This is a genomic window from Bacillus sp. L75, from assembly GCF_003676355.1.
Classification (GTDB): domain Bacteria; phylum Bacillota; class Bacilli; order Bacillales; family Bacillaceae; genus Bacillus; species Bacillus velezensis.
In genome coordinates this window covers 598,008-623,867 of the sequence record NZ_ML064901.1, presented here as the reverse complement: position 1 = coordinate 623,867, position 25,860 = coordinate 598,008, and the positions used below count along the sequence as shown (strand labels likewise).

The following is a 25,860-nucleotide window of genomic DNA, read 5'->3' as shown; positions in this document are numbered from 1 at the left end:
TTATTTTCCCCTTCCTTACTCTGCCACTTGCGCTCCGATGCTGTTCTTAAAATGGGACAGGGCCCATTCATGCCCTTCCGGATTAAAGCTGGCCACAGCGTTTTGATGAATGACAATCTGAAAGCCCTTGTTGTAGGCGTCAACCGCCGTGTGAAGAACGCAGATGTCCGTGCACAGGCCCGCAAGATGCAGCTCAGTGATCTGCCGTTCCCGCAGTTTCAGCTCTAAATCCGTTCCCGCAAAAGCAGAATATCTCGTTTTTTCCATATAATTTACGTTTTTTGCGTGTTTATGTTTCTCATAAAGAGGCGATAGCCTTCCGTACAGCTCTTTGCCCTCCGTGCCGTTGATATTATGCGGAGGAAAAAGGCGTGTCTCGGGATGAAAGTCATCGTCTGCATCATGCGAATCTACCGCAAAGACAACGTAATCACCGTTTTCTATAAATGCTTGCGTCAAACTGACAATCGTATCTTCAATCTGTCTCGCGGGTTCTCCGCAGGTTAATGCCCCGTTCTCTGCTGCAAAATCATTCGTATAATCAATGCATATAAATGCTTTTTTCATAGCCGGCCTCCCCGCCATTCATATGAAAACCATTATATCCTATCTCCACTTGTAAGTGAATTGGCATTGTAAAATGACAAACGGTGTTTTGCCCTTTTAAGATTTCAGGAGTGAGCGCTGAAAAATGTCATCCTGTACGTAAATGCCGTCAAGGTTCACGGCATAATCGGCGGCAAAAACCAGGCCGAGCGGCGTTTCGAATTGAAGATCCGATATGACGGAGCTTCGGACACCGGCAAGTGCGGCAAGCTTCATATATGGTGAATAAGCATGATACGGGAGCCTTCCGTTTATATAGAGCACCGCGTCTTTTCGGCTTTTCAGCGCCTTTTTCACTTCTTCATACGGCTGCTTTTGCAGCACCTGCCCCTTCGTTAGGGCAATGATGACTCTTTCACGCAGCGAGCCTAAAAATAAATGGCGTTCATCCGGTTTCGTCTGCAGAGGGCCGTACATCCCCTGCTGTAAATAAAGGTCAACCGTTTTGTCGCTCATCGGCCTGTCCCTCCTCAGCTTGTTTTACAATTATCTCCCCGGACGGGACGCGGTAAACCGCTTCGTTACATTTCAGCCACCCAATGGGAGATCTTGCCGGCGAGCTCTCCGGCGGGTTCTTCTTCAATCAGCTTGCTGAATGATTGTAAAAGCCGCTGCGCCAGCGCCTTTTTCTCTTCCTCATAGGAAATGATCGTGCTCCACTCAAGTTCCGGAACGGCTACAAGGGTATGCTGTTCTTTTTTATTTTCATGCAGATATACATCACCGATCATTCCGGACTGCACGGTAATATTCGCTTTTCTGATTTTCATAAAAAATTCCCCTTTTATAAAGACTGATTCTATTATACTACAAAAAAGCGACAGCCTCCTAAAAGGAGGCTGTCACGCGTTAAACCAATCAGGTTCGTCAAACACATCGATGTCTTCAAAGCGCGTTGTGCTGAATTTATTAGTGACTTTGACAAAATCTCCGGAATGAAACGCCCCTGCCCCCGCGCCTGAGTGGTCAACGGCTTTGGGAGAAATGGCAAACACGTCACCGAAGCTCGCCGCAGCGTCTCCGGCTAAACTCATAATATAAATCGGTCCCACAATTGCAGGCATACCCGCACCTCCGCTTTTCTTTACAGCATTTTATGCGCTGCATCGGGAGTTGTGCCCGTTTTTATTTCGGCTTGCGGCTGTCTTCGAGCTTTGACCGCTGACGAAGTTTGATAAGCCGGACGATATTTAAGACGAAAGCTTTTAAAACCGCGTAAACCGGCACGGCCAGAATCATTGCGAGAATGCCGCCGAAACTGCCCGCTCCGATAAGCAGAAGAATAATGGTGAGCGGGTGGGTATTGAGCCGTTTCCCGATGACAAGCGGAGAAAGCAGATTCCCGTCAAGCTGCTGGACGACAACGACAACAATAACGGCAAACAGCGCCTTAGCCGGCGAATCCATAAACGCGATAATCACCGCGGGCGCCGCCCCGAGAAACGGCCCCAGGTACGGAATGATATTGGTGACGGCGATCACCATCCCGAGAATTAACGCATACTGCAGGCCGATGATCCAATATCCGATAAAGCATGCCGTTCCGACAAAGAGACAAATCAGCAGCTGTCCTTGGAAATAGGCGGCCAATGTGACATATAAGTCATTAAATATTTTGCGACCTTCCGCCCGGTAGGAAGTAGGCAGGATTTTAACCGCCAAGAGCGGAAACCGCCGGCCGTCCTTCAGCATATAAAACAAAATGAACGGAACGGTGATCACGACAAGCGTGATATTCGTAACGACGCCGAACACGGCCGACAGGCTTGCCGTAATATTTTGCGGAAGGCTTTGTAAAAATCCCGTCAGAGACTGCTGGACTTTTTCTATCGACACATAATCCTGCGTCATCATCCACGTAAACCATTTGGAATGGGATAATTGCGCCGTCAAGACTTGAATCTGATGAATGTAATCAGGGAAATTGTTAATCAGCCCCGTGACCTGGGAAGCCACAATCGGTCCGATGGCGGTGAACATAAAGGCAATCAGGCCGATGAAAACGAGATAAATGAGCAGGATCGCCAATGTCCGGGGGATTTTTTTCTCAAGCAGGCGTACGATCGGATTAAAAATGAAAAACAAAATGCCCGAGATTAAAATCGGAAAAAACAGAGTGGTGATAAAACCGAAAAACGGCTGAAAAATAAACGAGACTTTCGTTGATACGTAAATAATGAGCAAAACGAGCAAAATTTGCAGCGTCCAAAAATGGACCTTTGATTTCAACAAGCGGTTTCCTCCTATTGTCATGTGAACTTGTACTGTGATTGTACCAAAAAAAGCCGCCGTGCATCTATGTATCTCAAAAAAGAAGACGCACCGGGGTTCTATAGGGCCGCCTCCGGTTTGCGCCTTATTCGTGCTGTTACACGCGTTCGGTATAATCAGGCATGACGGAAACCACATGGCGGTTTCTGATATAAAATACACGGTCATGCGTTTCTTCAATGGCGATGTGATCCGGAGTGGCATCAATCAGCCGTCCTCTGATAATGCGTCTGACGGTTTGAATGATAAACCTTGAGCCGATAAGCTTATGGATGGTCTGATAAACGTAAGGATCCACTAACGAGACGATTTGCGGGCTTCCTTGATGGGCCATTTTCGCTGATCCCCTTTACTATGTTTTCCTTCAGCATATGCAGCGGACAAAGGCTTTGACACAGTACGTCTATCGGAGCGGAAAAGGTGTTAGTGAGCATGCGGAGTTATGTAAGCGGAAAAGGCCGCATGAGTGGCCTAGACTGAGCTTCTTAAGGGATATTGGGCTTGGTCAATTAACTGATCAAGCTTTTGGATTTGTTTGAGCGCGGCCGTGTGATCCATTTGGCGGTAATGGTGATGTCCGCCGGGTTCTTCATCGAGTTCATCCGCTTGTTTCACGATTTGCTGGAGCGTATTCTTGTCCAGTTCGCCTTCAGGCAGATAGGAATCGGTGTGAAGCAGAATCGCCAGCGCAATGTCCTTCGCCGCTTTCGGTTCTTCACCGAGCCGGATGAGCAGCTTATGCGCCCGTTCCGCGCCTTTAATGGCATGGATATCGTTTCTTCTGTACTTTTCATAATCCCATTTGCCGTCTGTGTACCATTCATAATGGCCGACGTCATGCAGTAAAGCCGCTTTCGCCGCAAGGTCCGGGCTGACACCTGCTTTTACGGCAAGACGGTATGCATGAAACGCGCAGGCGATCGCATGGGCGACACCGGAACGCTGTAAATACTTTTGTGCGATTGGATGGGTGAAGACATCCATTAACGTTACATTTCTCATGGAAACCCCTCCTTATTTATATTTTTAGAATCCTAACATAAATCGAGAAGAAACTCAATTCATCTGATACATTTCTTATACCCCTTATACGTTGTTTCATTCATCATATGCCGCCGGACCCCGAAGTGATTGTACAAACAAAAAAGAGCAGCGTAAAAGCTGCTCTACAAAAATTCTTTGATATCGTATATCCGTCCGTTTTCCGGCTCGCCCGCGATCAGTGAGTGAATGACGCCGGCGATGTATTCCGGGCTTCTGAGGTTTTTCGTTTCTTTCAGATTGCGGAACCGCTCGATGTCATGGAAATCTTCTTTTGACGAAGAACGGATGACGGCCTGCATGTCTGTATCCATCACTCCCGGCGAGAATGAGATCATGCGGACCGGCAGCTCTTCATCTTCCTGTTCAAACCCGAATGTTCTCGTAAACATATCAAGCCCCGCTTTTGAGCTGCAATACGCGCTCCAGCCTTTATAAGGATTTTTCGCCGCGCCCGATGTGATGTTGACAATTGTTTTGCTGCCGCTGAACGCTTCGAAACGCTTTGTGAACATTTGGCTGAGCAAAACGGGCGCCGTCAGATTAAGGGTGTAATGGCGGTTTAATTCTTCGGCGGAAGCCTCTTTCGCCCGCTTGATCGGTTCCACCATTCCGGCATTGTTGATCAGTGTGACGGTCGAGTACCCCTTCTCCTCTGCTTGATCAAGAATCGCCTTCATCTGCCGCCCGGTATCTGCCAGATCGGTTAAATCAACACTGTATTCTGTCAGCCCCTCGCGCTTTTCCCCGCTTATCGTTCTTGAAAGCGCGGCGACTTCGGCTCCTTCTTGAAGCGCCTGTTCCGTCAGCGCCCGGCCCAAGCCTTTTGACGCGCCTGTTATAAGAAAAAACTGCATGAAACTCCTCCTTTTTTTCTTATTTTACGGGCTGTCTTCCCGCAAACACAAGCGATTCGTTTACCGCTTTGCCTTTTCCTGCGCCGTGACTTTCGGGATCAGATAGATCATCGCCGCAATCCCGAGGAGGATCAAGACGGCATAAATGACAGGAAGCAGATAAGAAGTCTTTTTCTCTTCCGTTTCCATATCTGCCGAGGTACGCCGCACCGCAGGCTCGGCAAATGTGATACCCAGTTTTTTCGATTGCGCTTTGATCGTATTCGGCTCCGTGTCTGACGATGTAAACAACTTTGATATCAGTTTGTCATCCGGGTTTTCGGCCGGCTGATCAAAGGTAATATCCTTCTGTTCTTTCGGAAGCGCCGTTTTTTCCTCGGAGTAGGCATCGTCGTGCAGGTAATCCGTACGAATTTCAATGTCTTTCTTTTCATATTCATTCGGCTTGACATCAGTATTTTCCTCATTCGCGGCTGCGGCTTGGGGAAGGAAAAGGAAAAAGGAGAGAGCAAACAGCAGCAATCCTTTTTCCATGAACGTGTTACGCCTCATAAGACTGATCACTTTCCTCCGTTTTTTCCGCAAACAGCCGAATGACGAGCGGAAGCGCCGCCGCAATCAGCGTAATAATCGCAAGAACCGTTACCCCCATCGCAAACAGATGGCCCGTTCCGTATTGAATATCGATATAGACTTTCGAAACCGGACTGTCAAAGGTGAAGTTCGGCATAATCAGGTCGATCAAAGGCGCCACATAAAAGAGAATGAGCGCGGATGATGCAATCCATCCGGTGATTGAGCTGAAGACAAAGGCTGCCCGGATAAAAGCTGAACTCGCCGCAAGCAAGAGAATCGTAAAGACTGACCATTTAATCGTCTGATCGTCCGGAAGCGAGTAGATATTCAGACCGAACAGACTGATCATCAATCCGACCATAATGTTTAAAATCCCAAAGAGCGCGCCTTTGACAAGAAGCGGCGCCTGCTGATAATACGAGCTGAAATAGCCGATCAGAAGACTGCTGATCAGGACGATCACCAAAATGACGACCGGCGGAACATTCTGAACCCGGTCTTCCGGCACCTCTCCGCTGATTTTAAGCGGGTTGGCGAGATAATCGTAAACATAGCCGTTTTCCTGTCCGTCAACGAGCGCGTTCCCTAAAATGCCGTACACGTCATTTCTGATCAATTTCGTGGAATCGACGTTTTTGCCCCAGTTGCTGTTCAGGGTGTCCGCTTTATGCTGGACATCATTTACGCTTTGCTGCATATTGTCGGTATAGCTGATGATGCCGGACTGGCGTTCTGACAGATGGCCCATCGTGTCAGACATTTGCAGGACTTCGCGGCCGACGGTATCCTGAGCGCCGAGCGCCATCGTTCCGGTTAATCCGTCTCCGCTGAACGCGGCCGCTTCCTGCACGGCGCCTTCAGCCAGCTGATCGGATGCTTTCGCCGCGCTGTCTGAAATGCTGGCGAGCTCATCGAGCACTCCGGCTTGTTCATCTCTGATATACGAGCTGTAGTTATCCGAGAATTCGGTCATGCCTTTAATGAAATTGCTGATGTCTTCATCTGTCTGCATTTTGTTGTTTTTTAGATTTTCCCAGCTTGCCGTTTCCACCGGTTTGATGGCAAGAACGGTTTGGACTTCGCCTTGCTGGGCTTTCAGCACCCTGTTTTTCACATCAGGCAGCGAGCCCGCGTCAAGAGAGTGATAAAGTGTCGCCTCATACAGGGATAAATCATTATAGTAACTCATTAAATCGGATATTTCTTTTGTATTGATGTCAGCGGCAAATATCTGTTCAAGAGCAGATTTGCGGCCGCTATCCAATGACGGGTAGTTCAAAATGTTCTGTTCTGTTCTTACAATCAATCTGTAAACGGTATTGAAGTCTTGTTTTCTCGTTTCTTTCAATTCCTCTAGCTTTTTCTTTGCACGTTTTTTGACGTCATCAATCTGGTCTTGAAGGCCTTGGATTTCTTCATCAAGAGCATCAAGACGTTTTTTCAGTTCTTCATTATGAGTCTGCTGTTTCTCTTCCAGCTCTTTTTCAATTTGCTGAATCCGCTCTGCGGCTTGGTTCAGCCTTTCTTTCGCCTCAGATATGTCCGTGCCGCCGTCCTCTTCAGAATCGTTTGGATCGTCCGCCGGCTCATCAGCAGGCGGAGTGACGTTTTTAGCGGCTGTCGCGGTCTGGACGGTTTTTGGCTCCTGATCGCCTGTGTTATCGGAAGCAGGCAGCTCTTCTTTTGTGCCGTCTTCCGTTTTTCCGTCTTCTCCGGGATTCGTTCCGTTATTCGGATCGGTATCGCCGGAGTTTTCACCGTCATCGCCTTGGCCCGGTTTTTCAGGGGCCGGATTTTCTTTTTCCGGTTCTTTTAATCCGTCAGAAATGTGATTGATTTCAGCGGAGATGCGTTTTAACTCGTCACGCTGATCGTCAAGGTCAATTTTCAGATCGCCGGGTTTTTCTTCTTCCGGTTTTTCTTCTTCTTTCGGTTCATCCGAGCCGTCATCACCCGGGTCCTTTTCCGGAACGGTTAATGCCGGCCGATCCCTTTTCATAAGGGTTTGGATACTGTTCAGTGTTTCAAATCTTGCTTGAGCTTTATATTGAGTCAAATAATTGTCCAGTAAATTGGATTGAATATTCGCCATCCCGTGTTCCTGATCAGGAACCTGCGCTTCTCTCACCTGTTGGGCGGCAGAAAGAGCCGATCCCGTCTGGTCAAGCTGTGTCTGCGCCCGGTTTATGCCGGAGGACAGTCCGCTCATCATCGTGCTGAACTGGTTGGCGGCCTGCTGTGCTTTAATGGCATTCAGTCCGGTTGTGATTTGCTTTTGATTTTGTTCCTGCGCGGCCATCAGCAGTTTTTTCTGATTTTCTTGATATTGTTTATAGCGCTCGACCGTATCGGCAAAGTCTTTGAGCGTGGTTTTGGCTTCATCTGCCGAGGTCAATTTTTCTTTTGCCGCGCCCTGCGCTTCATTCATTGATTTTTTCAGTTCGTCAATCAGGTCTTTTTGCCGCTTGATTTCACCTGCCAAGTCATTGGAGCTCGGCTTGTAAAAGTTGTACATGACGTTTTGAAACTCTGATTCTTTATTGACGATCTTGTCAAAATCGCCTCGGACATTGTTCACTTTTTGCGAGACGAAATTCCAATATAATGCCGACATTTTTTTATTCATTGATTTTTGGGCGTCTTCTAGCTCACGCTGCACCTTTTCTTTGTTGACGGCGTTCAGGTTGCTTTGAATATTGAATGTCAGCGTGGCTTTTTGCGGACGCTCCTTGTCATAGCTTAAGATATCTTTTGAAAAATCGGATGGAATGTAAACGACGGCGTCATACTTCTTAGCCGCCAGACCGTTTTCAGCCGCGCTCCTGTTGACAACCGTCCATGAATAATCCGGACGGCCGCCGAGAGCGGCCGCTACTTCTTTGCCGAAATGGACGGATTCCTCTTCCTCATTTTCATCTGTTTGTAAGCCCATGTCTTCATTCACGACTGCGATTTGGCGGGTGGCGTTGATTTTTTGTTTTCCCGGGTCATCGCCGATAAACCGGAAAAACAGCACCGGCAGCAGCAGAATGATGACGACCGCGGCTATTAATTTGATCAGGCTTTTTCGTTGTTCAGTCATCTGACGGCCTCCCTTTCCGCTGAACATAAAGGTATTTGGATTTTTTGCTCTTTCCCGTTTTCAACCAAATAGCCGAAGCCCGGCTGAATGTCCGGTTCCTGCCTTTGGTAAGGCAGCGGAATGACATTTTGTTCGGATTTTTTCACAAGCAGCATCGCGTGGCGGATCTGTTTCATTTCCGTCGTTAAGGAATCATAGCCTTTTGAGAATTCGCTGTGATTGCCCGCCGGGATAAAACTGAAGCCCACATGCGCGTAAGATTTCATAAACATCGCCAGCTTGTCCTGAATGGCGGTGTCGATCGTCTGCTGGAATCTTGTAATGCCGTCGGCCATTAACACGACCGGAGAGAAACTGAGTTTGTGGACATCGCCATTTTTGACGGCCTGCGCATACTGAGCTTCGCGCTCCGTGAAAATAGCTTCTGCCGTTTCAATCCACTGCCGGACGTCTTCTTTTGTGTCCAGATAGCTGACCTTTGTTTCCTGCGCATACTGCGACAGCCCGCGGTCAATCGAGTCAAACAGCCCGACCTGTTCCGCACCTTCACGCAGCAGGTGATTCAGCATCACTTTCAGGATATTTGTTTTTCCCCGCTGTGTCTGGCCTAAGATAAGGCAATGCTTATTTTTGCCCAGATCAAAGTACACAGGGCTGACCTTTTCCTCATGAAGCCCGACAGGAATGCGGAACGGCTCTTGATCCGGGCCGAGACGGAGTGAAAATTCGCCGGCCGTCAGCCTATCCGGAAGCATCGGAATCGGGTCTGGGCCGGCTGTTCCGGCGTGGCGCTCAGCTAATGCTTTGACATCGGCTTTCAGCGCCTGGAACATCTCGAGGTCATTTTCCGCTTCAGCCGGAAGAAACATTTGCGCGAAATACAGTTCTTCTTTTTGGATCATCACGCGGCCCGGGATCGGTTCGAGACTGAACGGCGGACGCCCGTAAATGGAGTATCCTTCTGACTGATCCATTAAATAATGGACGACTTTCGTTTTTATGTTGTTTAACAGCGACTGACGGACGGCGTTTACCCTCGTAGCGGTCAGCAGGAAGTAAATGCCTAAGCTTTGCCCGTCGCGTGAAATCTGGATAAATTCCGTTTCTAATTCATGCATTTCATCTTTTACGATGTCGAAATTGTCAATTGTGATAAATATAAACGGCAGCTCTTCTTCACTGAGCGAATTGTACATTTTGATATGGCTGACTTCTTTTTCTCTGAACAGCCGTTTCCGCCGCTCGATTTCTTCCTTGATGCGGATCATGAATTTTTCGATCTTTCTCATTTGATCCATTAAGAAATAGTCTGCGGTGTGCGGAAGCTTTGCCAATGGCAGAAGTGTGCCGTTTCCGAAGTCAAAGATGTACATATGAAGCTCTTCCGGCGTGTATCCTTCCGCGAAGTTCATCAGGAAGGTGATGGCAGCCACTGACTTGCCGTAGCCGGATGAGCCGAAAATGCCGATGTTGCCGTCATCCATCATCGTATAAGCGAGAGGCGCCTGTCTTTGCTGATCAGGCTCATCAACGCAGGCGATGAAGAAGCGGTCTTTTTCCTGCGCGGGGTAAAGCGTGCGCGGGATACGTTCGGCAAGCGGCGGAAGCCACGGGCTTGGCAGCTTTTCAATGCCCATTTCATTTTGAATCCGCTCGATTTCTTCGACTACGGCTTCTATTTCTGCCGGGGCGTCTTTTTTCGCCGCATCATCCGCGTCCACCTCAGACAGCGGAATTAAGCCGGTGTCGGTAACGATGGCAATGTCATCCTCGGTGCCGTATACATCTTCCATGTAAGGGGCGCCGCTCCAGGCAGACTGGAACTGCTCATACACTTCGTTATTTCCGACTTGCAAGTAGCCGCGTCCGGTGACCGTAATATTCGCCGCATCACTGTTTTTCAGGATTTCTTTACTGTCACTTGCATCCTGCACTTTCAGCGCGACCTTAAAGCGTGAGTTGCTCCATATTTGGTCGTCAATGATGCCGCCCGGCTTTTGCGTGGCGAGAATTAAATGCACACCAAGGCTCCGTCCGATGCGGGCCGCGCTGACAAGCTCCCTGATAAAGTCAGGCTCTTCGCTTTTCAGCTCGGCGAATTCATCTGAAATCAAAAACAGGTGCGGCATCGGAATATCCGTTTCTCCCTGTTTATACAGCTTTGTATAGTCATTGATGTGATTGACGCGATATTGATCAAACAGCCGCTGCCGTTTTTTCAGCTCGCTCTTAATGGATGCAAGCGCCCTGATACTGAAGTTTCTGCTTCCTTCAATATTCGTGATGGTCCCGAGAAGGTGCGGCATCTTGCGGAACGGCTGGGCCATTCCTCCGCCCTTATAGTCAATCAGCAAAAACGCCGCTTCATGCGGGTGGAAATGAACGGCCAATGACAGGATGTACGTTTGCAGAAATTCACTTTTCCCGGAGCCGGTCGTTCCCGCCAGCAATCCGTGCGGCCCGTGCGCTTTTTCATGCAGGTTTAAATAGACGATGTCGTCTTTTCCTTTATAGCCGATCGGAACAGCCAGCGATTTTGCAGACTCACTTGTCTCCCACTTCTGTCTGATGCCGATTTCTTTTACTTCCTTCGCATGAAACAGCTCCAGAAATGAGACCGTTTCAGGAATGGAATTCGTCATTCCGACCTGATGGTGCAATGTCCGAAGCGTCCGGGAAAACCGCTCGTTGTTTGTCCGTTCATGCCTGTCCAGCTTAAACGGGATCTGCACCGCTTTTTTCTGCTGAATGAGAATGTCTCCCTCATCTTCATTAATGTAGCGGACGAGGGTGTGAATGTTTTCTGCCAGGCTTTCCTTCGTTTCCGCGGCAATGATTGCCGAGATGCCGAGATGCTCATGCCGGCCTTCGATGTATTCTAAAATGACGTGCTCTGCGATCAGCTGCTGATTTGTGATGACAAAGACAAAATGCGGCTGGAAGATCTTCTTTTCTTTATCTTCTTCCAAATCCCGCTCCCGCAGCAGCTCGTAAATGGACGATAACAATTGATCGCGGGTCTGTTCATTGTAAATAAATCCTTTCGCGTACATATGAGGCAGCTGAAATTGCGGCAGCCACTTCATCCATTCCCATTCCTTATATTCGTCCTCATGAAAGATAAAGACAAATCGCAGGTCATGGTAGCTGTTGAAGAACGCGAGCTGGCCGATCAGCTGATGAATTTCATTTTTGACGATCTGGGGTTTCCCGACAAGCCCCATCGGCCCTTCTTGTAAATCAACGGTCACGGGCGCATGGCGGATATCTTTATACACACGCTGCATGTGCTGCGACTGCTCCATCAAGTCATCCACATCACGGTTCGCCAGGTCTCCGCCGCTCATTGAAATCTCGTAGCTTGCTGGGACCGTGCCCGTTCCGAGCCGAAGCATCAGAAAATCCCTGCTTTCCAGCGATTTCTCCCAAATGCGGCCGCTGATTTCAGAAGTTAAATATTTCATTTTTTCAAACGGGGGAAAATGATGCGTCAGCACTTGCAGCTGTTTTTCCGACAGCGTCTGAAGCTCTTTCCGCTTGCTTTCTAAATACTGCTTGTACACACGCTCCCGTTTTTCCTCCCGTTTTTTCCGCTGGTTTTTTTCACGGAAATACTGCACGGTGGACGTAATGAGAGTCATCATAAACATCGCCAAAGAGACAAGGATGAATATGCCCCTCGGCTGTATAATGGCGACAACCCCCATTACAATCAGCATGACCAAAGGAGGCAGAATGACGAGCCACAGCCCCCGGTTATTCTGTTCGCTTTCCTGCGAGGGAAAGCTGAATGAAACGCGGTCTTCTGGAAGATCGTAGACCATACGCGGCGTTCTTCGATATTGCGGGTATTTCTTTTTCATTTCGGTGCTTGGTTTTACCGTTTTGGTTAAACCGGTTTGAAGCTTTTCGTGATGAACGATTTCTAAAAGGTCGTCCTCCGTCAGCCTCACACGCAGAAAATCCCACAGCAGCTCATCTCCCGTCCGGAGCCTTTCGGGAGCTTCTGCAAGTTTTCCGTTCACATAAACGTCCTGGCCATCAGGGACGACAGACCAGCATCCTCCCGACTTTCGCAGATAAAAAGCCCCTGTTTGAGCGGAGGACGGCTCTTTGTATATATCCGCTTCCTCTGTTTCTGATGAGAAAACGATCTCATCCTTCCCGCCGATAAAATAAACGGAGGATTCTTCTTTGTCAGGGGTGAGCAGAAGCCGCATCGTCTCTTCTTCAATCCGGCAGGGCATTTCATTTCCTATTGTCAATTCGCCGGCACAGTTATTTCCCAGGAAAACATCATAACGATCTGTTTCTTTTCGATAAAGGGTTGCGGCGTTTTGCCGTAACGGAAGTGTGCCGACCGTGATTGTATCTTTCATATCCGGACCGATCGTAATCGGCTGAGACGGCGGGAGTTCAGACAGCTGAATCTTTTGTACGTGCTCTCGGTAAAAGACCCATAACAGACTCATATGGCGAACCTCCTGACAGCCTGATCGTTACCTGCGGCCATTTGATGTGTGCTGTTATTTTTTTTCATCTTTTTTCTCATCTTTCTTGTCGTTCTCTTTGTTATCTTTCGCTTTGTCTTGTTTGCTTTCATCCTGTCCGGCGGAAGCTTCGGCGGTGTCACCGTTTTCCTCCGCTTCTTTATGCTGCTCCTCCGCCTCTTTTTTCGCCTTCGCAAGCTCGCTTTCCACGGCGTCCAGTTCTTTCTGCTTTTCGTCGTCTTTCATACTGTCATCCGCTAATAATTGCTGTTTATATTTTGTAAGTCCGAGCCAGATGTACGGGTTGTACTCAAGATTGCGGCCGATTTTGATGGCTTCTTCATTTTCCCCTCTGCCGATATCAATCCAATAAAGGAAATGCTTCGGATCTGATTGCAGCGTGACCAGATTCCCGATATTTTTCCGCTGTTCTTCCCTCAGATTTTCAACTGCCACATAAGAGGAAGCAAGCTCATACTGCACAGATTCCGGGAGGCTTTCCGCATCGTATTTGGCGAGTGTGTCAATGACTTTGCTGTACTGCTGATTTAAAAAATAGCGGTTGCTTTCCGTAATTGCCTCTTGCTTCGGCTGGGCGAAAAACAGAACGTATAAGGAGTAAAGAAGTGTCGGCACAAGGAGGACGGCAAGCGCCAGACCGGCGTATCTTTGGATTTTCCATTTCTTTTTCGGCAGTTTTATGTATGTCTTGTCCCTTTCTTCGAGGGAATCAATTGCGGTTTGAATGGTTTCTTCCAGTTCTTCAATCGTCTCCGCCTCTAGCACGCTTTTCACCTCAGGAGAGAAGTGAAGCGTCTCCTTGTACTTCAAATATTCATCGAAGGTGTACGCCCCGTCAGCTGCAAGCGCCGCACAGGCTTTGAGCTCTTTTAACACCCTTTCTCTATCTTCCTCATAAGGCGGAAGGCTCTCCTTTACGCCGAAATAAAGAAAGTAAGGCGTCAGCGCTTTATCAAACACGATATTTTCAGGGGCGGCAATCAGATTGAGACGTTTCAGCTTATGCTGTTTCACGGCTTGGACGAGACGGTAGGCAAATTGCCACCTGCTTTTTTTATCTTTTCCTTTTATATAGCGGAAAGCCTGATAAGAAGAAGGAGGTTTGATTGTGATGGTTACTTCGTCTTCTGAAACTGAGACCTCTTTTTGAAAAAAAGGATCAGCATCTTTAATCACGTTTGCTTCCAGCCCGTCAAGAAGCTTGATTTTTTCCCGCTGGAAGGTGAACGTGAAGCCTGATTCGGTTTCTTCCCGGACGGCGTCTAATTCTGTTTCTAAATAAGATCTGTTATGACCTGTCATTCCACCATGTCCTTTCATAAAATTTCAAGGCGGTCTCCGTTCGTAATGCCGCAGTCAGATAGCTTTTGTTCTCCGGAAAAAACCGCTTCTTTATTGACCACTCTGATCCAATAGCCTTCACGCGGCGGAACGGATACATGCTGAGCCTGCCGGGCAATATCAATGACTTTTTTCACAGAATGGTAATCTGACAATCTGAGATCGAAGACGCTGCCGTTATAATGTGTTAAATCTATTGTAATATCGATATACATATTCATATCACCCTTACATAGAAAGAGCGCCGTCTTCTTGATTGAATCAGGCGCTCCGTTTCTTCATTCATCTTATTATCCGCGAATTTGGTTAGCGATATCTTGGTCAGTAGACTCAAGCGTATTTGCCGTTTGATCGAGCTGATGATTCACATCTTGAAGCAATTCAGACATTTTAATAAATGAAGGTTTCAGCTGCTCATATTGATCTGCAAATGCTTCACTTGAAGCACCTTCCCACATGCCTTTCAAATCAGAAATCATGCGGTTCAGGCGGTCAACCTGATTCATGACTTCCTGACTTTCAACGCCATATTGCTTAGCCATCGCTCTTAGCTCTTCGGGTGTGACACGAATTAATCCAGACATATTCCTTATACCCTCCTGTGTCATCAGCCTAAATATGGGCTAATTCACTTATTTTTTGAACGTCATTATTATAAAAACAACCATTCGGAACAGTCAAACAAATCTGTTTTAATTTTACAAAATGAGTCTTATGATATATTGGATTTTTCGGTATATTTACACATTTTGTAAATGTAGTAGTATTATTTTCTTATTATTTTCGTTTTCATCGAATGATCTTATTGTCCTAGTCTATTTCCCTGCAAAGATGCCTTTCAGTCTGAAAAGCAAGATGGTAAGATCAAGATATGAAGCTATGAAAAAGTAGGGATACAGATGACCAATCCAAAGGATCCATTTAAGTACAGTTTCGACAGGCTTGAAGATGTTGCCGACCATATCAGTGAAGTTCTTCAATGCCCCATTACAATAGAAGACGTTAATCATAAACTGCTTGCATACAGCACGCACAGCGATTGTACAGATCCGGCCCGGACGTCGACGATTATCGGGCGGAGGGTGCCGGAAAAAGTCATCAACAAACTCTGGAAAGACGGAACCATTCCGGCCCTTTTAAAAACGGACCAGCCGATCAAAGTGAAAGAAATTGACGAGGTGGGCCTGAGCAACCGCGTGGCGATTTCTATCTGGAAAAACAGTCAGGTTCTCGGATTTATTTGGGCGCTTGAGATCAAAAAAAAGCTCAATGACGAAGATCTGAAGACACTTCAGCTGGCAGCCAAAGCGGTGCGGAACAAACTTTTGCACCTGCAGATCCGCAAAACGAAAATCGAAGAGCGGGGCCAGGAGTTTTTTTGGAAAATGCTGACCGGCCATATTTATCAGGAAGCCGAAATGGCCGAAGGGTTTCATAAGCTCGGAATGGCGCTGCCGTCCGTGTTCAGCGTCATGATCATCCGTTTACATGATGAGCTGACTGAAAAGACGGAACAGCAGCTGCAATATTTGCAGGAAACGACACAGCAGATTCATGTCATGCTGGCGACTGTTGATTCAAATGAATTAATCTTATTAGCCGCGCCGAAAACCGATCAGCCTTTTAAAGATGTAAAGCACTTCGCCCTTCATATTCAAAAACAGCTGAAGGAACGATATAAAATTGAGGATGCGTCGATTGCGGTCGGCGGTATTTACGAATCGATTTCTTATGTTTACCGCTCCTATCAGGAAGCGCTTTCCGTATTAAAAGCGAAAGAGCGGTTTGTGAGAGAAACCAAACACCTTTTCAGCTTTTCGGAACTCGGCATTTATCAGTACCTGGATGTGTTGGATGAAAAACGCAAGCACAGCGGCTATATGAACTATTCCCTGTCAAAGCTTGAGCAGTATGACAGGGAGCACCAAGCCGATATGGTAAAAACGCTCGAACATTTTATTGATGCCGACAGCAATGTCAACACCGCCGCTAAAGCGCTTAACATCCATGTCAATACATTGAATTACAGGCTGAAAAGAATCAGCCAGATCGCAGAAATCGACTTAAAAAATGTGAATGAAAAGTTTACGATTTACCTTGATATCAAACTTCGCAGCATGGGTTCGTGAAATTTCACAAATCCGTGTTTTTTTATTTTCTGTTTCAAACAAAGAATTTTCGCAAAAATCGCGCTACACTTGAAGCATCACACAAACATTGGGGGAAACAGACATGATTATCGGGGTTCCAAAGGAAATCAAAAACAATGAAAATCGAGTGGCATTAACACCTGGAGGCGTTTCACAGCTTATCGGAAACGGCCATCGGGTTCTTGTGGAATCCGGAGCGGGACTCGGAAGCGGCTTTACAAATGAAGATTATGTATCAGCAGGGGCGGAAATTCTGGAGGACAGAAAGCAAGTATGGGATGCGGAAATGGTCATGAAGGTAAAAGAACCGCTGGCTGAAGAGTATGCGTATTTCCGTCAAGGTCTGGTCTTATTCACTTACCTTCATTTAGCTGCAGAGCCGGAATTAGCTAAAGCGCTTACAGAAAAAGGCGTGACAGCTATCGCGTACGAAACGGTAACGGACGGACGTTCCCTTCCGCTGCTTACGCCGATGTCCGAAGTGGCCGGCAGAATGGCCGCGCAAATCGGGGCTCAGTTTCTTGAAAAACCAAAGGGCGGAAAAGGAATTTTATTAGCCGGCGTACCGGGTGTATCCCGCGGAAAAGTCACGATCATCGGAGGGGGCGGCGTCGGAACAAATGCCGCGAAAATGGCTGTCGGACTCGGTGCCGATGTGACAATGATCGATTTGAACGCAGACCGACTGCGTCAGCTTGATGATATTTTCGGGCATCAGATTAAAACATTGATGTCAAACCCTGTAAATATTGCAGATTCCGTCGCGGAAGCGGATCTTCTGATCTGCGCCGTGCTCATCCCGGGAGCCAAAGCGCCGACTCTCGTTACGGAAGAAATGGTTAAACAAATGAAACCGGGTTCCGTCATTGTTGATGTTGCCATCGATCAGGGCGGCATTGTGGAAACCGTTGATCATATTACAACCCACGATAATCCGACTTACGAAAAACACGGCGTCGTTCACTACGCTGTCGCCAATATGCCGGGCGCCGTACCGCGTACGTCTACGCTCGCATTAACGAATGTAACCGTTCCTTACGCGCTTCAAATCGCCAATAAAGGCGCGGCACAAGCCATTGCAGACAGCCCTGCGCTTAAAGCGGGCTTAAATACGGCTAACGGACATGTCACGTATGAAGCGGTAGCCAAAGACTTAGGCTATGACTACGTGCCTGCTGAAAAAGCAATGCAAGGTTCGGCTGCAAAAGCTTAATAGATATGAAGAGGACAGCCTGATCAGCGGGCTGTCCTTTTTTCTTTCTCATAAAAGGAAAAACGGCCCCCTGTCTCGAATATCAATTCATATCCCGGAAGAAAAAGGAGGATTCATATGGCTGTTCAGCACTATGGTGTATTAAAAGGCACTGTGTCAGATATGAAAAGGGAAACAGATGATGATTCTCCGCATTTTCAAGTCGAGGTGCTAGGCGAGCCTGATACGCGCTATCGCTGTGCGATCAATGTCATGTCAAGTTCAAAAGAATCAGAGGTTCTGTATGCGGCACGCGATCATTTTGACGCAAGCGCGATCACCCTGCTGCCCAACATTCCGTATGGATATACCCCAATTGATGAAACCAGCCGTGAGCTGGCGCTGGATTATGTCCGCGGCGGATTGTTTGATCCCCGGAACATGGTGCCCCTCCCGCATGAAGTCACCGGTCCGGATAATGACTTAAATGACTTTATTGAGACGTACATGCAAAAAGCCAAATCAGAAAAAGCCACCGTCTATATTTACGGCTCTAAATTCGGGCCGGAGCCGGGCGCTGATAAGATTTTCGGGTTCAAGCCGACAAACGGCATGCATAATATTCATATGAATCAGGGAAACCCAATTGAAATTGATACACGCTGGAAGAAGGATAACGGAACGTGGCACGACGGCGGTATTTTAATCCAGTTTGCAGACCAGTGGGCCGCGGTCTTTTTGGCTTTTCTGTCTCAGTCATGGTGCACGGATGAAGAAGGCCACCCTTATACATTTTGTGATCATACACAGCTTAACGGCTGATGTCCGCATAAAAAGCCTGCCGAAATAACGGCAGGCTTTTCTTATTACATTTTAGCGGCTTCGGCCTGTTTCAGGCTTTCCGGCCTCATATCACGCCAGTTTGTTTCAATATATTCGAGACAAACGGGGCGGGTTTCATTCGTGAGGCGGGTTTCCCAGCCGTCCGGCACATCCAGATAGGCCGGCCACAGTGAGTACTGGCCTTCAGCATTGACGAGCACATGGTATGAGCCGTCTTCCCGTTCAAATGGATTTGTCATATCATCTCTTTCCTTTCTTTACCGGACTGTACGCCGTCCGTTTAATTTCTCTGCCAGAATCGCGCCAATGTCGGCAAGCGGGCCCGGCTGGCACATATCTTTATGGCGGCAGTCTAAGTCATACCGCTCGATTTTCCCCGTAATATACGGTTTCCAAGTATCCGGCTCAATCGGGTCAAACCACTCCGGAATAATCGTTGATCTGAAGAACAGCACATCTCCGTGGAACGGTTTCGGCTTGTATGTTCCTAACAGCCCGACAGAATTAATGTACGTGTCTTTCAGATTCATCATCACTGACTCGTCCAGGCTGGCTAATGCGCTTCCCTCACGGCGGAGAATGGTCAGCGCGGCGTCAAAATCAAGCGGCTGATCCCCGAGGCTGTCCGGGTCGTACCCTCCCAGGGCAAGCAGCGCGATGACGGCTTCCTCGTCATCAGGCGCATTTTTTATCGGCAGAAAATGATTCGGATACGCGTCAAGCATCACCAAAAGCGAAACCTCTTCACCCCGGCTCTGTAATTGTGTCGCCATGGCCTGAATGACATTCCCTCCGAGAGACCAGCCGAGCAGACGGTACGGCCCTTTCGGCTGCACGGTGCGGATTTTTTCAATATAATCCGCCGCCATGTCATCTAGGCTTTGCGGAAGCGATTCTTTTTTTCCGATGCCTCTCGCCTGTAAGCCGTATATCGGATAATCAGCCTCTAAAGAAGACATCAGCCCGGCATAACACCAGCTGAGACCGCCGGCCGGATGGACACAGAACAACGGTGTTTCTTCTCCTGCCGTTCTGAGCGGAAGAAGAACATCAAGCGCGCTTGTGCCCGTTCCTGACTCAAGTCTTTCAGCAAGGCTTGCCACCGTAGGAGCTTCAAATAATGTTCCGATACTCAGCTCGGCTCCCATCGCTTCCCGAATACGGCTCATTAAATGAACCGCAAGCAAAGAATGGCCGCCTAAATCAAAAAATCTGTCATTAATACCGACACGCGGCAGATGAAGCACCTCTGCGAACAGCTCACACAGCATTTCTTCCTGCGGCGTTCTCGGTCCCCGGCCGGTGACCTCCGTTTGGAAGTCAGGCGCAGGGAGCGCTTTTCGGTCAAGCTTTCCATTCGGTGTCAGCGGCAGTTCATTCATTTGGACAAAAGCTGACGGAATCATGTAATCCGGCAGGCTTTCTTCGGCAAACCGGCGCATGTTTCCTGTGTCCAAGGTGCTGCCGGCAGATCGGACAAGGTAGGCGGCCAGCCGTTTATCTCCCGGCCGGTCTTCACGGACGACTACGGCGGCATCCTCGACATCCGGATGTTTGACGAGAACCGCTTCGATTTCTCCCAATTCAATCCGGAAGCCGCGGATTTTAATCTGGTGGTCCGCCCTGCCCATATAATCAAGAGAACCGTCCGTCCGCAGACGGGCTAAATCCCCCGTCCGGTACATTCTCGTTCCCGGCGGGCCGTACGGATCAGCCACAAAGCGTTCGGCGGTCAGACTTTGCCGCCCTAAGTAGCCTCGTGCCACGCCCCCTCCGGCCACATACATTTCACCCGTGATGCCCGGAGGCACAGGCTCCAGCCGGTCATCAAGCACATATACGTTCAGATCAGGAATGCCGCAGCCGATGAGGCTGTTTGCTCTCAGTTCGGCAATGTTTTTGTCTAATTCAAGGTAACTGACGTGCACCGTCGTTTCCGTAATGCCGTACATGTTCACGAGCACCGGCTGATTGTCCGCGTGGCGGCTGTACCAACCCTCAAGCCGGCTCAGCTCAAGCGCCTCGCCGCCGAAGATGATATATCTGAGTGCGAGCTGACGCCCAAGCTCTTTGTGTTCTTTTTCCGCATGCATCAGCTGGTAAAACGCTGACGGCGTTTGGTTAAGTACGGTCACTCGCTCTTTCACGAGGAGATGTAAAAACGCTTCCGGCGATCTGCTGATGTCATGCGGCACGACGACGAGACGTCCGCCGTGAAGCAGCGGCCCCCATATTTCCCAGACAGAGAAATCGAAAGCGTAGGAGTGAAACATCGTCCATACATCATCAGAATGAAAGTGATACCAATGCCGCGTCGACTCAAACAGCCGGATAACATTGCTGTGCGGAATGATGACACCTTTCGGCACACCTGTTGATCCCGACGTGTAAATGACATAGGCCGGGTGAAGCGGTGACAGCGGCCGAATCCGGTCAGCGTCCGCAGGGTTCGTGACGGCATATTGCCGAAGTGTTTCTTTGTTCTGCGGATCATCCAGGATGAAGGCCGGCATGCCGTTTTCGCCAGAGAGCTTACTTGCGCCTTCACGGTTGGTGAGCATAAATACAGGCTTGGCATCATGTAACATAAAAGCGATGCGGTCCGCGGGATAATCAGGATCAAGCGGCAAATACGCTGCCCCCGTCTTCAGGACGGCTAACAGCCCGACAATCATATCTAAAGAACGCGGCAGCGCCAGTGCGACAAACTGCTCCGGGCCGACGCCGCGGGCAATCATCATGTGCGCGAGCTGATTGGCTCTTTCATTCAGCTCTTTATAAGTGAGTCCGCTCTCTTCAAAAACTGCCGCCGTTTCATCCGATTTTGCGGCGGCCTGTATTTCAAACAGTTCAGGCAGTGTCTGCCGAGGCTGAATATGCTGTTTTGCCCGTTTAACCGGCAAAAGCTTCCGGCGCTCTTCATCAGAAAGAATGGTTAAGCTTCCGATCGGTTTTTCCGGATGTGATGCGGCATCTTCGAGCAGAAGAAGCAGGCGTCCGGCAAGTGCTTCAGCCGTTTCTTTTCTAAATAAGTCCGTACTGAACTCCAGCAGACCTTCAATACCGGCAGGCGTGCCGTCGTCATGGCGCTGTTCAGCCAATTCCAGCGTCAAATCAAATTTGGACGATCCGACACTGCTGATTTGCAGGCTTGTTTCCATATCAGGAAGACTGAGTACAGGGTCAGGCGTATTTTGGAATGCGAGCATCACTTGGAACAGCGGATGTCTTGACCGGGAACGAACCGGATTCAATTCTTCCACGAGACGTTCAAACGGCACGTCCTGATGTTCATATGCTGCGAGATTCATTTCCCTGACCCTTTCAAGAAGCTCACAAAAGCTCGGATCGCCAGAGGTATCGGTTCTCAGTACGAGTGTATTAATGAACATACCCACAAGGTCTCCTAATGCGTCATCACTGCGGCCGGCTATCGGACTGCCGATCGGAATATCGGTCCCTGCACCGAGCCGGGTCAGTAACGCGGAAAGCCCTGATTGAAGCACCATAAACAGGCTTACGCGCTGATTTCTGGCAAGTGAGAGAAGACGGGCATGAAGCTCTTGGCCGATGTTGACCGGAATGACGCCGCCCCTGTAGCTTGATTCAGCGGGACGCGGAAAATCAGACGGCAGCTCCAGCTGATCCGGTACATTTTCAAGCGTTTTCTTCCAGAAATCCAGCTGGCGCGCAATTAAGCTCTCAGAATCAGACGCGCTGCCTAAAAGCTGCTGCTGCCAAAGCGCATAATCCGCATATTGAATCGCCAGCGGCGCCCATTCTGCTTTTTCACCTGTTTGCCGGGCGATATAGGCTATGGATAAGTCACGCATGAGCGGATTCAAGGACCAGCCGTCACCTGCGATGTGATGCAGGAGAACCATCAGCGTATACTCGCCGTCACCATGATCAAACAGCTCGGCCCGGACGGCCGGCTCTTTAGCGAGATCAAACCGATATCGTGCCGCAGCGGCAAGCATGTCTTGGAGCTCGTTTTTGTCTGCACGTGTCACTGTAAACACAGGGCGGGCTTCTTCAGCAGATAAAATGAGCTGATGAGATGATCCCTTATTTTCCGGAAAAACGGTGCGCAGGCTTTCATGACGGCTGACAACATCGTAAAAGGCGTGTTTCAGCGCTGATTGGTCAAGCTTGCCTGACATGCGGACAATCACCGGAATGTTGTAAGTCGGGCTTGGCCCTTCAAGACAGTAGAGAAACCATAGACGCAGCTGCGCAAATGACAGCGGGATATGCTCCGGCCGGTCAAACGGCTTGAGCTTAGGCCGCGCACTCTTTGCGGTGTCAAGCTGTGCGGCGAGCCCGGCAACGGTCGGCGTATCAAACAGACGGCCGATGCCAAGCTCTGCGCCCATCGTCTCCCGGACCCGGCTCATCAGGCGTCCGGCTAAGAGCGAATGTCCGCCCAATTCAAAGAACCCGTCATCAATTCCGACCCGCGCGAGACCGAGAACCTCGGCAAACAGATCGCATAATATTTCTTCCTGCGGCGTCCGCGGCCCTCTGTCAGACAGGACAGCGGAAAAATCAGGTGCAGGCAGAGCGCTGCGATCGAGCTTCTTATTCGGTGTCAGCGGCAATTCTTCCAGCTGTACAAACGCGCCCGGCACCATATAATCCGGCAGGCTTTCGCCCATATATTCACGAAGTCCGCCGATATCAAGGGGCTGATCCGCGACAGCGTAAGCCGCCAGCCGCTTATCTCCGGGCTGGTCTTCACGGACAATGACGGCGGCCTGCGAAATACCCGGATATTTCGACAGCACTGACTCAATTTCTCCTAATTCTATCCGGAACCCGCGGATTTTAATTTGGTGATCGGCTCTGCTGATATAATCAAGCGAGCCGTCCTCACGCCAGCGCACGAGATCTCCCGTCCGGTACATCCTCGCGCCCGCGGGCCCGTACGGATCGGCAATGAATCTTTCCGCTGTTAAATCAGGACGGTTATAATAACCTCTGGCAAGCCCCTCCCCCGCTATATAAAGCTCGCCCGCGATTCCCGGCGGGACGGGCTGCAATGCGGCGTCCAGCACATATACCCGCGTGTTCCAAATCGGCGTTCCGATCGGAGGCGCCCCTGTATGGCCTTTTGCAAGCGGCTGTGCGGCCGACCAGATTGTTGTTTCAGTCGGCCCGTACAGATTCGTCACCGTACAGCCTGATTCAAGCAGAGCATGCATAAGCGCATTCGGAAGCGCCTCACCTCCGACAAGCACCTGCAGCGCCCGGAGAGAATCCGGTTCATTGGTGACTAATGAATGCCACAATGTCGGCGTTGCCTGCATGATTGAAATACCGTATGAGTGAATCATGTGCGCAAGCGCCCGCGGTTCCTGAATCGTCTCTTTACGTGCGATGACGCACCCCGCCCCGCTGATGAGCGGGAGGAAGAGCTCAAGTCCGGAAATATCAAACGCCGCAGTCGTAACGGCAAGCAGGCGGTCTTGTTCGCCGAGCGTAAACATTTCCCGCATGGATAAGAGGAAATTGCTTACGCTTTTTAAAGTGACGACTACACCTTTCGGTTTGCCCGTTGAGCCCGATGTATAAATGATATAAGCGGGGTGCAAAGGCGAACATTCCGCCTGAGCGGGACAGTCAGCATTTTGAGCGGCAACGGTTTTTACCGTATCCGGGTCATCGAGAATGATCCTTTTTGCATCACTGTCTTCCGGCATGCGGCCGGATAATTCCATCGTTGTAATCAGGCATGCAGGCTGTGCATCTTTGAGCATGTATGTGATCCGCTCAGAAGGAAAATCAGGATCAAGCGGCAGGTATGCGGCTCCCGTTTTCAAAACGGCCAGCATGCCCACGGCCAACTCCTGTGACCGCGGAAGCAGCAAAGCGGCAAATTGTTCCGGTCCGAGCCCTTTTTCCTTTAGCATGCCGGCAAGCTGGTTCGCGCGCTTGTTCAATTCGGCATAGCTGAGCTCTTCGTTTTCGGTGATGATTGCCGGCCGGTCCGGTGTTTTTACGGCCTGTTCGTAAAACAGCTCCGGCAGACTTTTCTGCTTCTCGGCCTTGCGCGTGTCATTCCAGCTTTCCAGTACGCGGAGACGTTCACTTTCAAGCAGAAGGTTGAGTGTGCCGATTTTTTGTGTCTGGTCTTTCACAGCGGATTCCAACAGAAGCAGGAATCGTTTTTGATGGTTTTCAATATCTTCGGCGCTGTACACTTCCGGATTCGCATCAAAGTCCACACGCATTCCGCTTCCGTCCGCTCTGTCGTAAACGTTAATTGACAAATCATCAACGGGCCCTGCTGATAAATTATGAACGGTCCCCCGCGCTCCGGCGAAATCAAGCGCGTAGTCAAACGGCATCACATTGACTTGCGGGCCGAACAGCCTGCGATTTTCTCCGAGCAATTTAAGGTCGCGGCGCATGTCTTCATGGCGGTATTTCTGATGGCGCCGGATGTTTCGGATTTCTTTTGCCACTTGGCTGACGGCCTCATGAAAATTCATATCCGGGCGGAGAGAAAGCCGTAAAGGCAGAAGATTCATGACCATACTCGGAATATTCAGTGAAATTGAGCCGATCCGCCCCATCATCGGTAAACCGAGCACGATATCCCCTGCGTTTGTCATCCGATGGACATATACCGCCGCTGCGGCCGTGACGGCTTCATGCCAGTTCGGAATCGCTTTTACATGCTGTAAAGCCGTTTCAGAAAGATAAGCCGTGCTTCTCCGAAAACGTGTTGACGTTCGCGGCGCTCTTTCTGCCAAACTGACGACATCAGGTTCATCCGCAAATTTCTCCATCCAAAATTCCCGATCTTTCAGGAATTGATCAGACGCGCGGTACTCTTGATCTTCTTTTACCAGATCCTCCAAAGAACCGAAGGAGCGCCCGTTATCCGGACGTCCTTCCCGTATTGCGGTGTACATTTGCGCCGTACGCCGTGCCAGCAGTGAAAAACCGTAGCCGTCTATCGCAATGTGGTGAATGCGCTGATACCAGAAAAAGCGTTCCGGTCCCGCCTGAAATAAAATGTCGCGGAACAAAGGCCCGGCCGCCATATCAACGGGCTCAGCCAAATCTGTCTGCATGAGTCTGAGTGCGGCCTGCTTCGGATCAGCTTCTGAACTCACATCTATGACATCGATCGCAGCCTCAAATGGAGGATTGATGATCTGCTTCGGCCCGTCTGCTCCCTCCTCGAAGCGGGCGTGTAATGACGCGGCTTCCGTCAGCACGCGTTCGAGAGCGGTTTTAAATATGTTCACATCGATCGCGCCGTTTATCTCAACGTACTCGCCTGTATTGTAAATCGGATTATCAGGATCAAGCTGCTGCGCAAACCAGATACCGGCCTGTGCGCCTGTCAGAGGCAGCTGTTGTGTATCATGCATTCTAT

General features: G+C 49.4%; 19 protein-coding genes. 3 read left to right on the top strand and 16 right to left on the bottom strand.

Translation table 11 applies throughout. The features are described 5' to 3' along the window. Positions 1-15: 15 nt before the first annotated feature. The 14 genes from D5S11_RS03245 to D5S11_RS03180 form a co-directional block, all read right to left on the bottom strand. A complete protein-coding gene (locus tag D5S11_RS03245; protein ID WP_003152033.1) occupies positions 16-567 on the bottom strand; it encodes a cysteine hydrolase family protein in 552 nt (183 codons plus the stop codon). Positions 568-663: 96 nt separating this feature from the next. Further along, the gene (locus D5S11_RS03240) at positions 664-1,062 is read right to left on the bottom strand and encodes a YueI family protein (protein WP_020956272.1); all 399 of its coding nucleotides are present in this window, start codon (positions 1,060-1,062) and stop codon (positions 664-666) included. 65 nt (positions 1,063-1,127) lie between these two features. Further along, positions 1,128-1,376, bottom strand: coding sequence for a YueH family protein (locus D5S11_RS03235; RefSeq protein ID WP_003152028.1), 249 nt, complete (start codon positions 1,374-1,376; stop codon positions 1,128-1,130). Positions 1,377-1,448: 72 nt separating this feature from the next. After that, complete coding sequence (locus D5S11_RS03230; RefSeq protein ID WP_020956273.1) at positions 1,449-1,670, bottom strand: spore germination protein; 222 nt, start codon at positions 1,668-1,670, stop codon at positions 1,449-1,451. A 61-nt stretch (positions 1,671-1,731) separates the two neighbouring features. Next, positions 1,732-2,838, bottom strand: a complete 1,107-nt coding sequence (locus tag D5S11_RS03225) for an AI-2E family transporter (RefSeq protein WP_007408683.1) — start codon at positions 2,836-2,838, stop codon at positions 1,732-1,734. Positions 2,839-2,974: 136 nt separating this feature from the next. Further along, a complete protein-coding gene (locus tag D5S11_RS03220; RefSeq protein ID WP_014418770.1) occupies positions 2,975-3,211 on the bottom strand; it encodes a DUF2642 domain-containing protein in 237 nt (78 codons plus the stop codon). Between the two features lie 137 nt (positions 3,212-3,348). Continuing rightward, on the bottom strand, positions 3,349-3,879 hold the full coding sequence (locus D5S11_RS03215) for an HD domain-containing protein (RefSeq protein WP_007408684.1): 531 nt from the start codon (positions 3,877-3,879) through the stop codon (positions 3,349-3,351). A gap of 164 nt (positions 3,880-4,043) precedes the next feature. Then, positions 4,044-4,775, bottom strand: a complete 732-nt coding sequence (locus tag D5S11_RS03210) for a (S)-benzoin forming benzil reductase (protein WP_094032815.1) — start codon at positions 4,773-4,775, stop codon at positions 4,044-4,046. Between the two features lie 60 nt (positions 4,776-4,835). Next, positions 4,836-5,309 (bottom strand): type VII secretion protein EssA, encoded by a 474-nt coding sequence (gene essA / locus D5S11_RS03205; RefSeq protein ID WP_007408686.1) that lies wholly within the window; start codon positions 5,307-5,309, stop codon positions 4,836-4,838. A 7-nt stretch (positions 5,310-5,316) separates the two neighbouring features. Beyond that, entirely contained in the window at positions 5,317-8,433 is a 3,117-nt protein-coding gene (gene esaA, locus D5S11_RS03200; protein WP_108724753.1) for a type VII secretion protein EsaA, read from the bottom strand. Next, on the bottom strand, positions 8,430-12,905 hold the full coding sequence (gene essC / locus D5S11_RS03195) for a type VII secretion protein EssC (RefSeq protein WP_108724752.1): 4,476 nt from the start codon (positions 12,903-12,905) through the stop codon (positions 8,430-8,432). The genes esaA and essC overlap by 4 nt, the downstream gene beginning before the upstream one ends. Before the next feature lie 54 nt (positions 12,906-12,959). Continuing rightward, positions 12,960-14,246, bottom strand: a complete 1,287-nt coding sequence (essB, locus tag D5S11_RS03190; protein ID WP_108724751.1) for a type VII secretion protein EssB — start codon at positions 14,244-14,246, stop codon at positions 12,960-12,962. 14 nt (positions 14,247-14,260) lie between these two features. Next, the gene (gene yukD, locus D5S11_RS03185; protein WP_007408690.1) at positions 14,261-14,500 is read right to left on the bottom strand and encodes an ESX secretion system protein YukD; all 240 of its coding nucleotides are present in this window, start codon (positions 14,498-14,500) and stop codon (positions 14,261-14,263) included. Between the two features lie 75 nt (positions 14,501-14,575). Then, entirely contained in the window at positions 14,576-14,869 is a 294-nt protein-coding gene (locus tag D5S11_RS03180; protein ID WP_003152013.1) for a WXG100 family type VII secretion target, read from the bottom strand. A gap of 315 nt (positions 14,870-15,184) precedes the next feature. On the opposite strand from D5S11_RS03180, the gene D5S11_RS03175 reads away from it, so the two are divergent. The 3 genes from D5S11_RS03175 (at position 15,185) to D5S11_RS03165 (ending at position 18,449) form a co-directional block, all read left to right on the top strand. Next, positions 15,185-16,414, top strand: a complete 1,230-nt coding sequence (locus tag D5S11_RS03175) for a sporulation transcriptional activator AdeR (RefSeq protein WP_007408691.1) — start codon at positions 15,185-15,187, stop codon at positions 16,412-16,414. A gap of 103 nt (positions 16,415-16,517) precedes the next feature. Continuing rightward, positions 16,518-17,648, top strand: a complete 1,131-nt coding sequence (gene ald / locus D5S11_RS03170; protein WP_003152011.1) for an alanine dehydrogenase — start codon at positions 16,518-16,520, stop codon at positions 17,646-17,648. Between the two features lie 117 nt (positions 17,649-17,765). Then, positions 17,766-18,449, top strand: a complete 684-nt coding sequence (locus D5S11_RS03165) for a YukJ family protein (protein ID WP_094032812.1) — start codon at positions 17,766-17,768, stop codon at positions 18,447-18,449. 44 nt (positions 18,450-18,493) lie between these two features. On the opposite strand, the gene D5S11_RS03160 is transcribed toward D5S11_RS03165, so the two are convergent. Together D5S11_RS03160 and D5S11_RS03155 are read right to left on the bottom strand one after the other, a co-directional pair. After that, positions 18,494-18,709: an MbtH family protein gene (locus tag D5S11_RS03160; RefSeq protein ID WP_007408694.1), complete on the bottom strand. Its 216-nt coding sequence runs from the start codon at positions 18,707-18,709 to the stop codon at positions 18,494-18,496. 18 nt (positions 18,710-18,727) lie between these two features. After that, positions 18,728-25,855: an amino acid adenylation domain-containing protein gene (locus D5S11_RS03155; RefSeq protein ID WP_108724750.1), complete on the bottom strand. Its 7,128-nt coding sequence runs from the start codon at positions 25,853-25,855 to the stop codon at positions 18,728-18,730. Positions 25,856-25,860: the final 5 nt, after the last annotated feature.

Bases quoted from the DNA above. Each gene is read 5' to 3' on its own strand.
- D5S11_RS03245 (WP_003152033.1), bottom strand. From the start codon at position 567: ATGAAAAAAGCATTTATATGCATTGATTATACGAATGATTTTGCAGCA.
- D5S11_RS03240 (WP_020956272.1), bottom strand. From the start codon at position 1,062: ATGAGCGACAAAACGGTTGACCTTTATTTACAGCAGGGGATGTACGGC.
- D5S11_RS03235 (WP_003152028.1), bottom strand. From the start codon at position 1,376: ATGAAAATCAGAAAAGCGAATATTACCGTGCAGTCCGGAATGATCGGT.
- D5S11_RS03230 (WP_020956273.1), bottom strand. From the start codon at position 1,670: ATGCCTGCAATTGTGGGACCGATTTATATTATGAGTTTAGCCGGAGAC.
- D5S11_RS03220 (WP_014418770.1), bottom strand. From the start codon at position 3,211: ATGGCCCATCAAGGAAGCCCGCAAATCGTCTCGTTAGTGGATCCTTAC.
- D5S11_RS03215 (WP_007408684.1), bottom strand. From the start codon at position 3,879: ATGAGAAATGTAACGTTAATGGATGTCTTCACCCATCCAATCGCACAA.
- D5S11_RS03210 (WP_094032815.1), bottom strand. From the start codon at position 4,775: ATGCAGTTTTTTCTTATAACAGGCGCGTCAAAAGGCTTGGGCCGGGCG.
- essA (WP_007408686.1), bottom strand. From the start codon at position 5,309: ATGGAAAAAGGATTGCTGCTGTTTGCTCTCTCCTTTTTCCTTTTCCTT.
- esaA (WP_108724753.1), bottom strand. From the start codon at position 8,433: ATGACTGAACAACGAAAAAGCCTGATCAAATTAATAGCCGCGGTCGTC.
- essC (WP_108724752.1), bottom strand. From the start codon at position 12,905: ATGAGTCTGTTATGGGTCTTTTACCGAGAGCACGTACAAAAGATTCAG.
- essB (WP_108724751.1), bottom strand. From the start codon at position 14,246: ATGACAGGTCATAACAGATCTTATTTAGAAACAGAATTAGACGCCGTC.
- yukD (WP_007408690.1), bottom strand. From the start codon at position 14,500: ATGTATATCGATATTACAATAGATTTAACACATTATAACGGCAGCGTC.
- D5S11_RS03180 (WP_003152013.1), bottom strand. From the start codon at position 14,869: ATGTCTGGATTAATTCGTGTCACACCCGAAGAGCTAAGAGCGATGGCT.
- D5S11_RS03175 (WP_007408691.1), top strand. From the start codon at position 15,185: ATGACCAATCCAAAGGATCCATTTAAGTACAGTTTCGACAGGCTTGAA.
- ald (WP_003152011.1), top strand. From the start codon at position 16,518: ATGATTATCGGGGTTCCAAAGGAAATCAAAAACAATGAAAATCGAGTG.
- D5S11_RS03165 (WP_094032812.1), top strand. From the start codon at position 17,766: ATGGCTGTTCAGCACTATGGTGTATTAAAAGGCACTGTGTCAGATATG.
- D5S11_RS03160 (WP_007408694.1), bottom strand. From the start codon at position 18,709: ATGACAAATCCATTTGAACGGGAAGACGGCTCATACCATGTGCTCGTC.
- D5S11_RS03155 (WP_108724750.1), bottom strand. From the start codon at position 25,855: ATGCATGATACACAACAGCTGCCTCTGACAGGCGCACAGGCCGGTATC.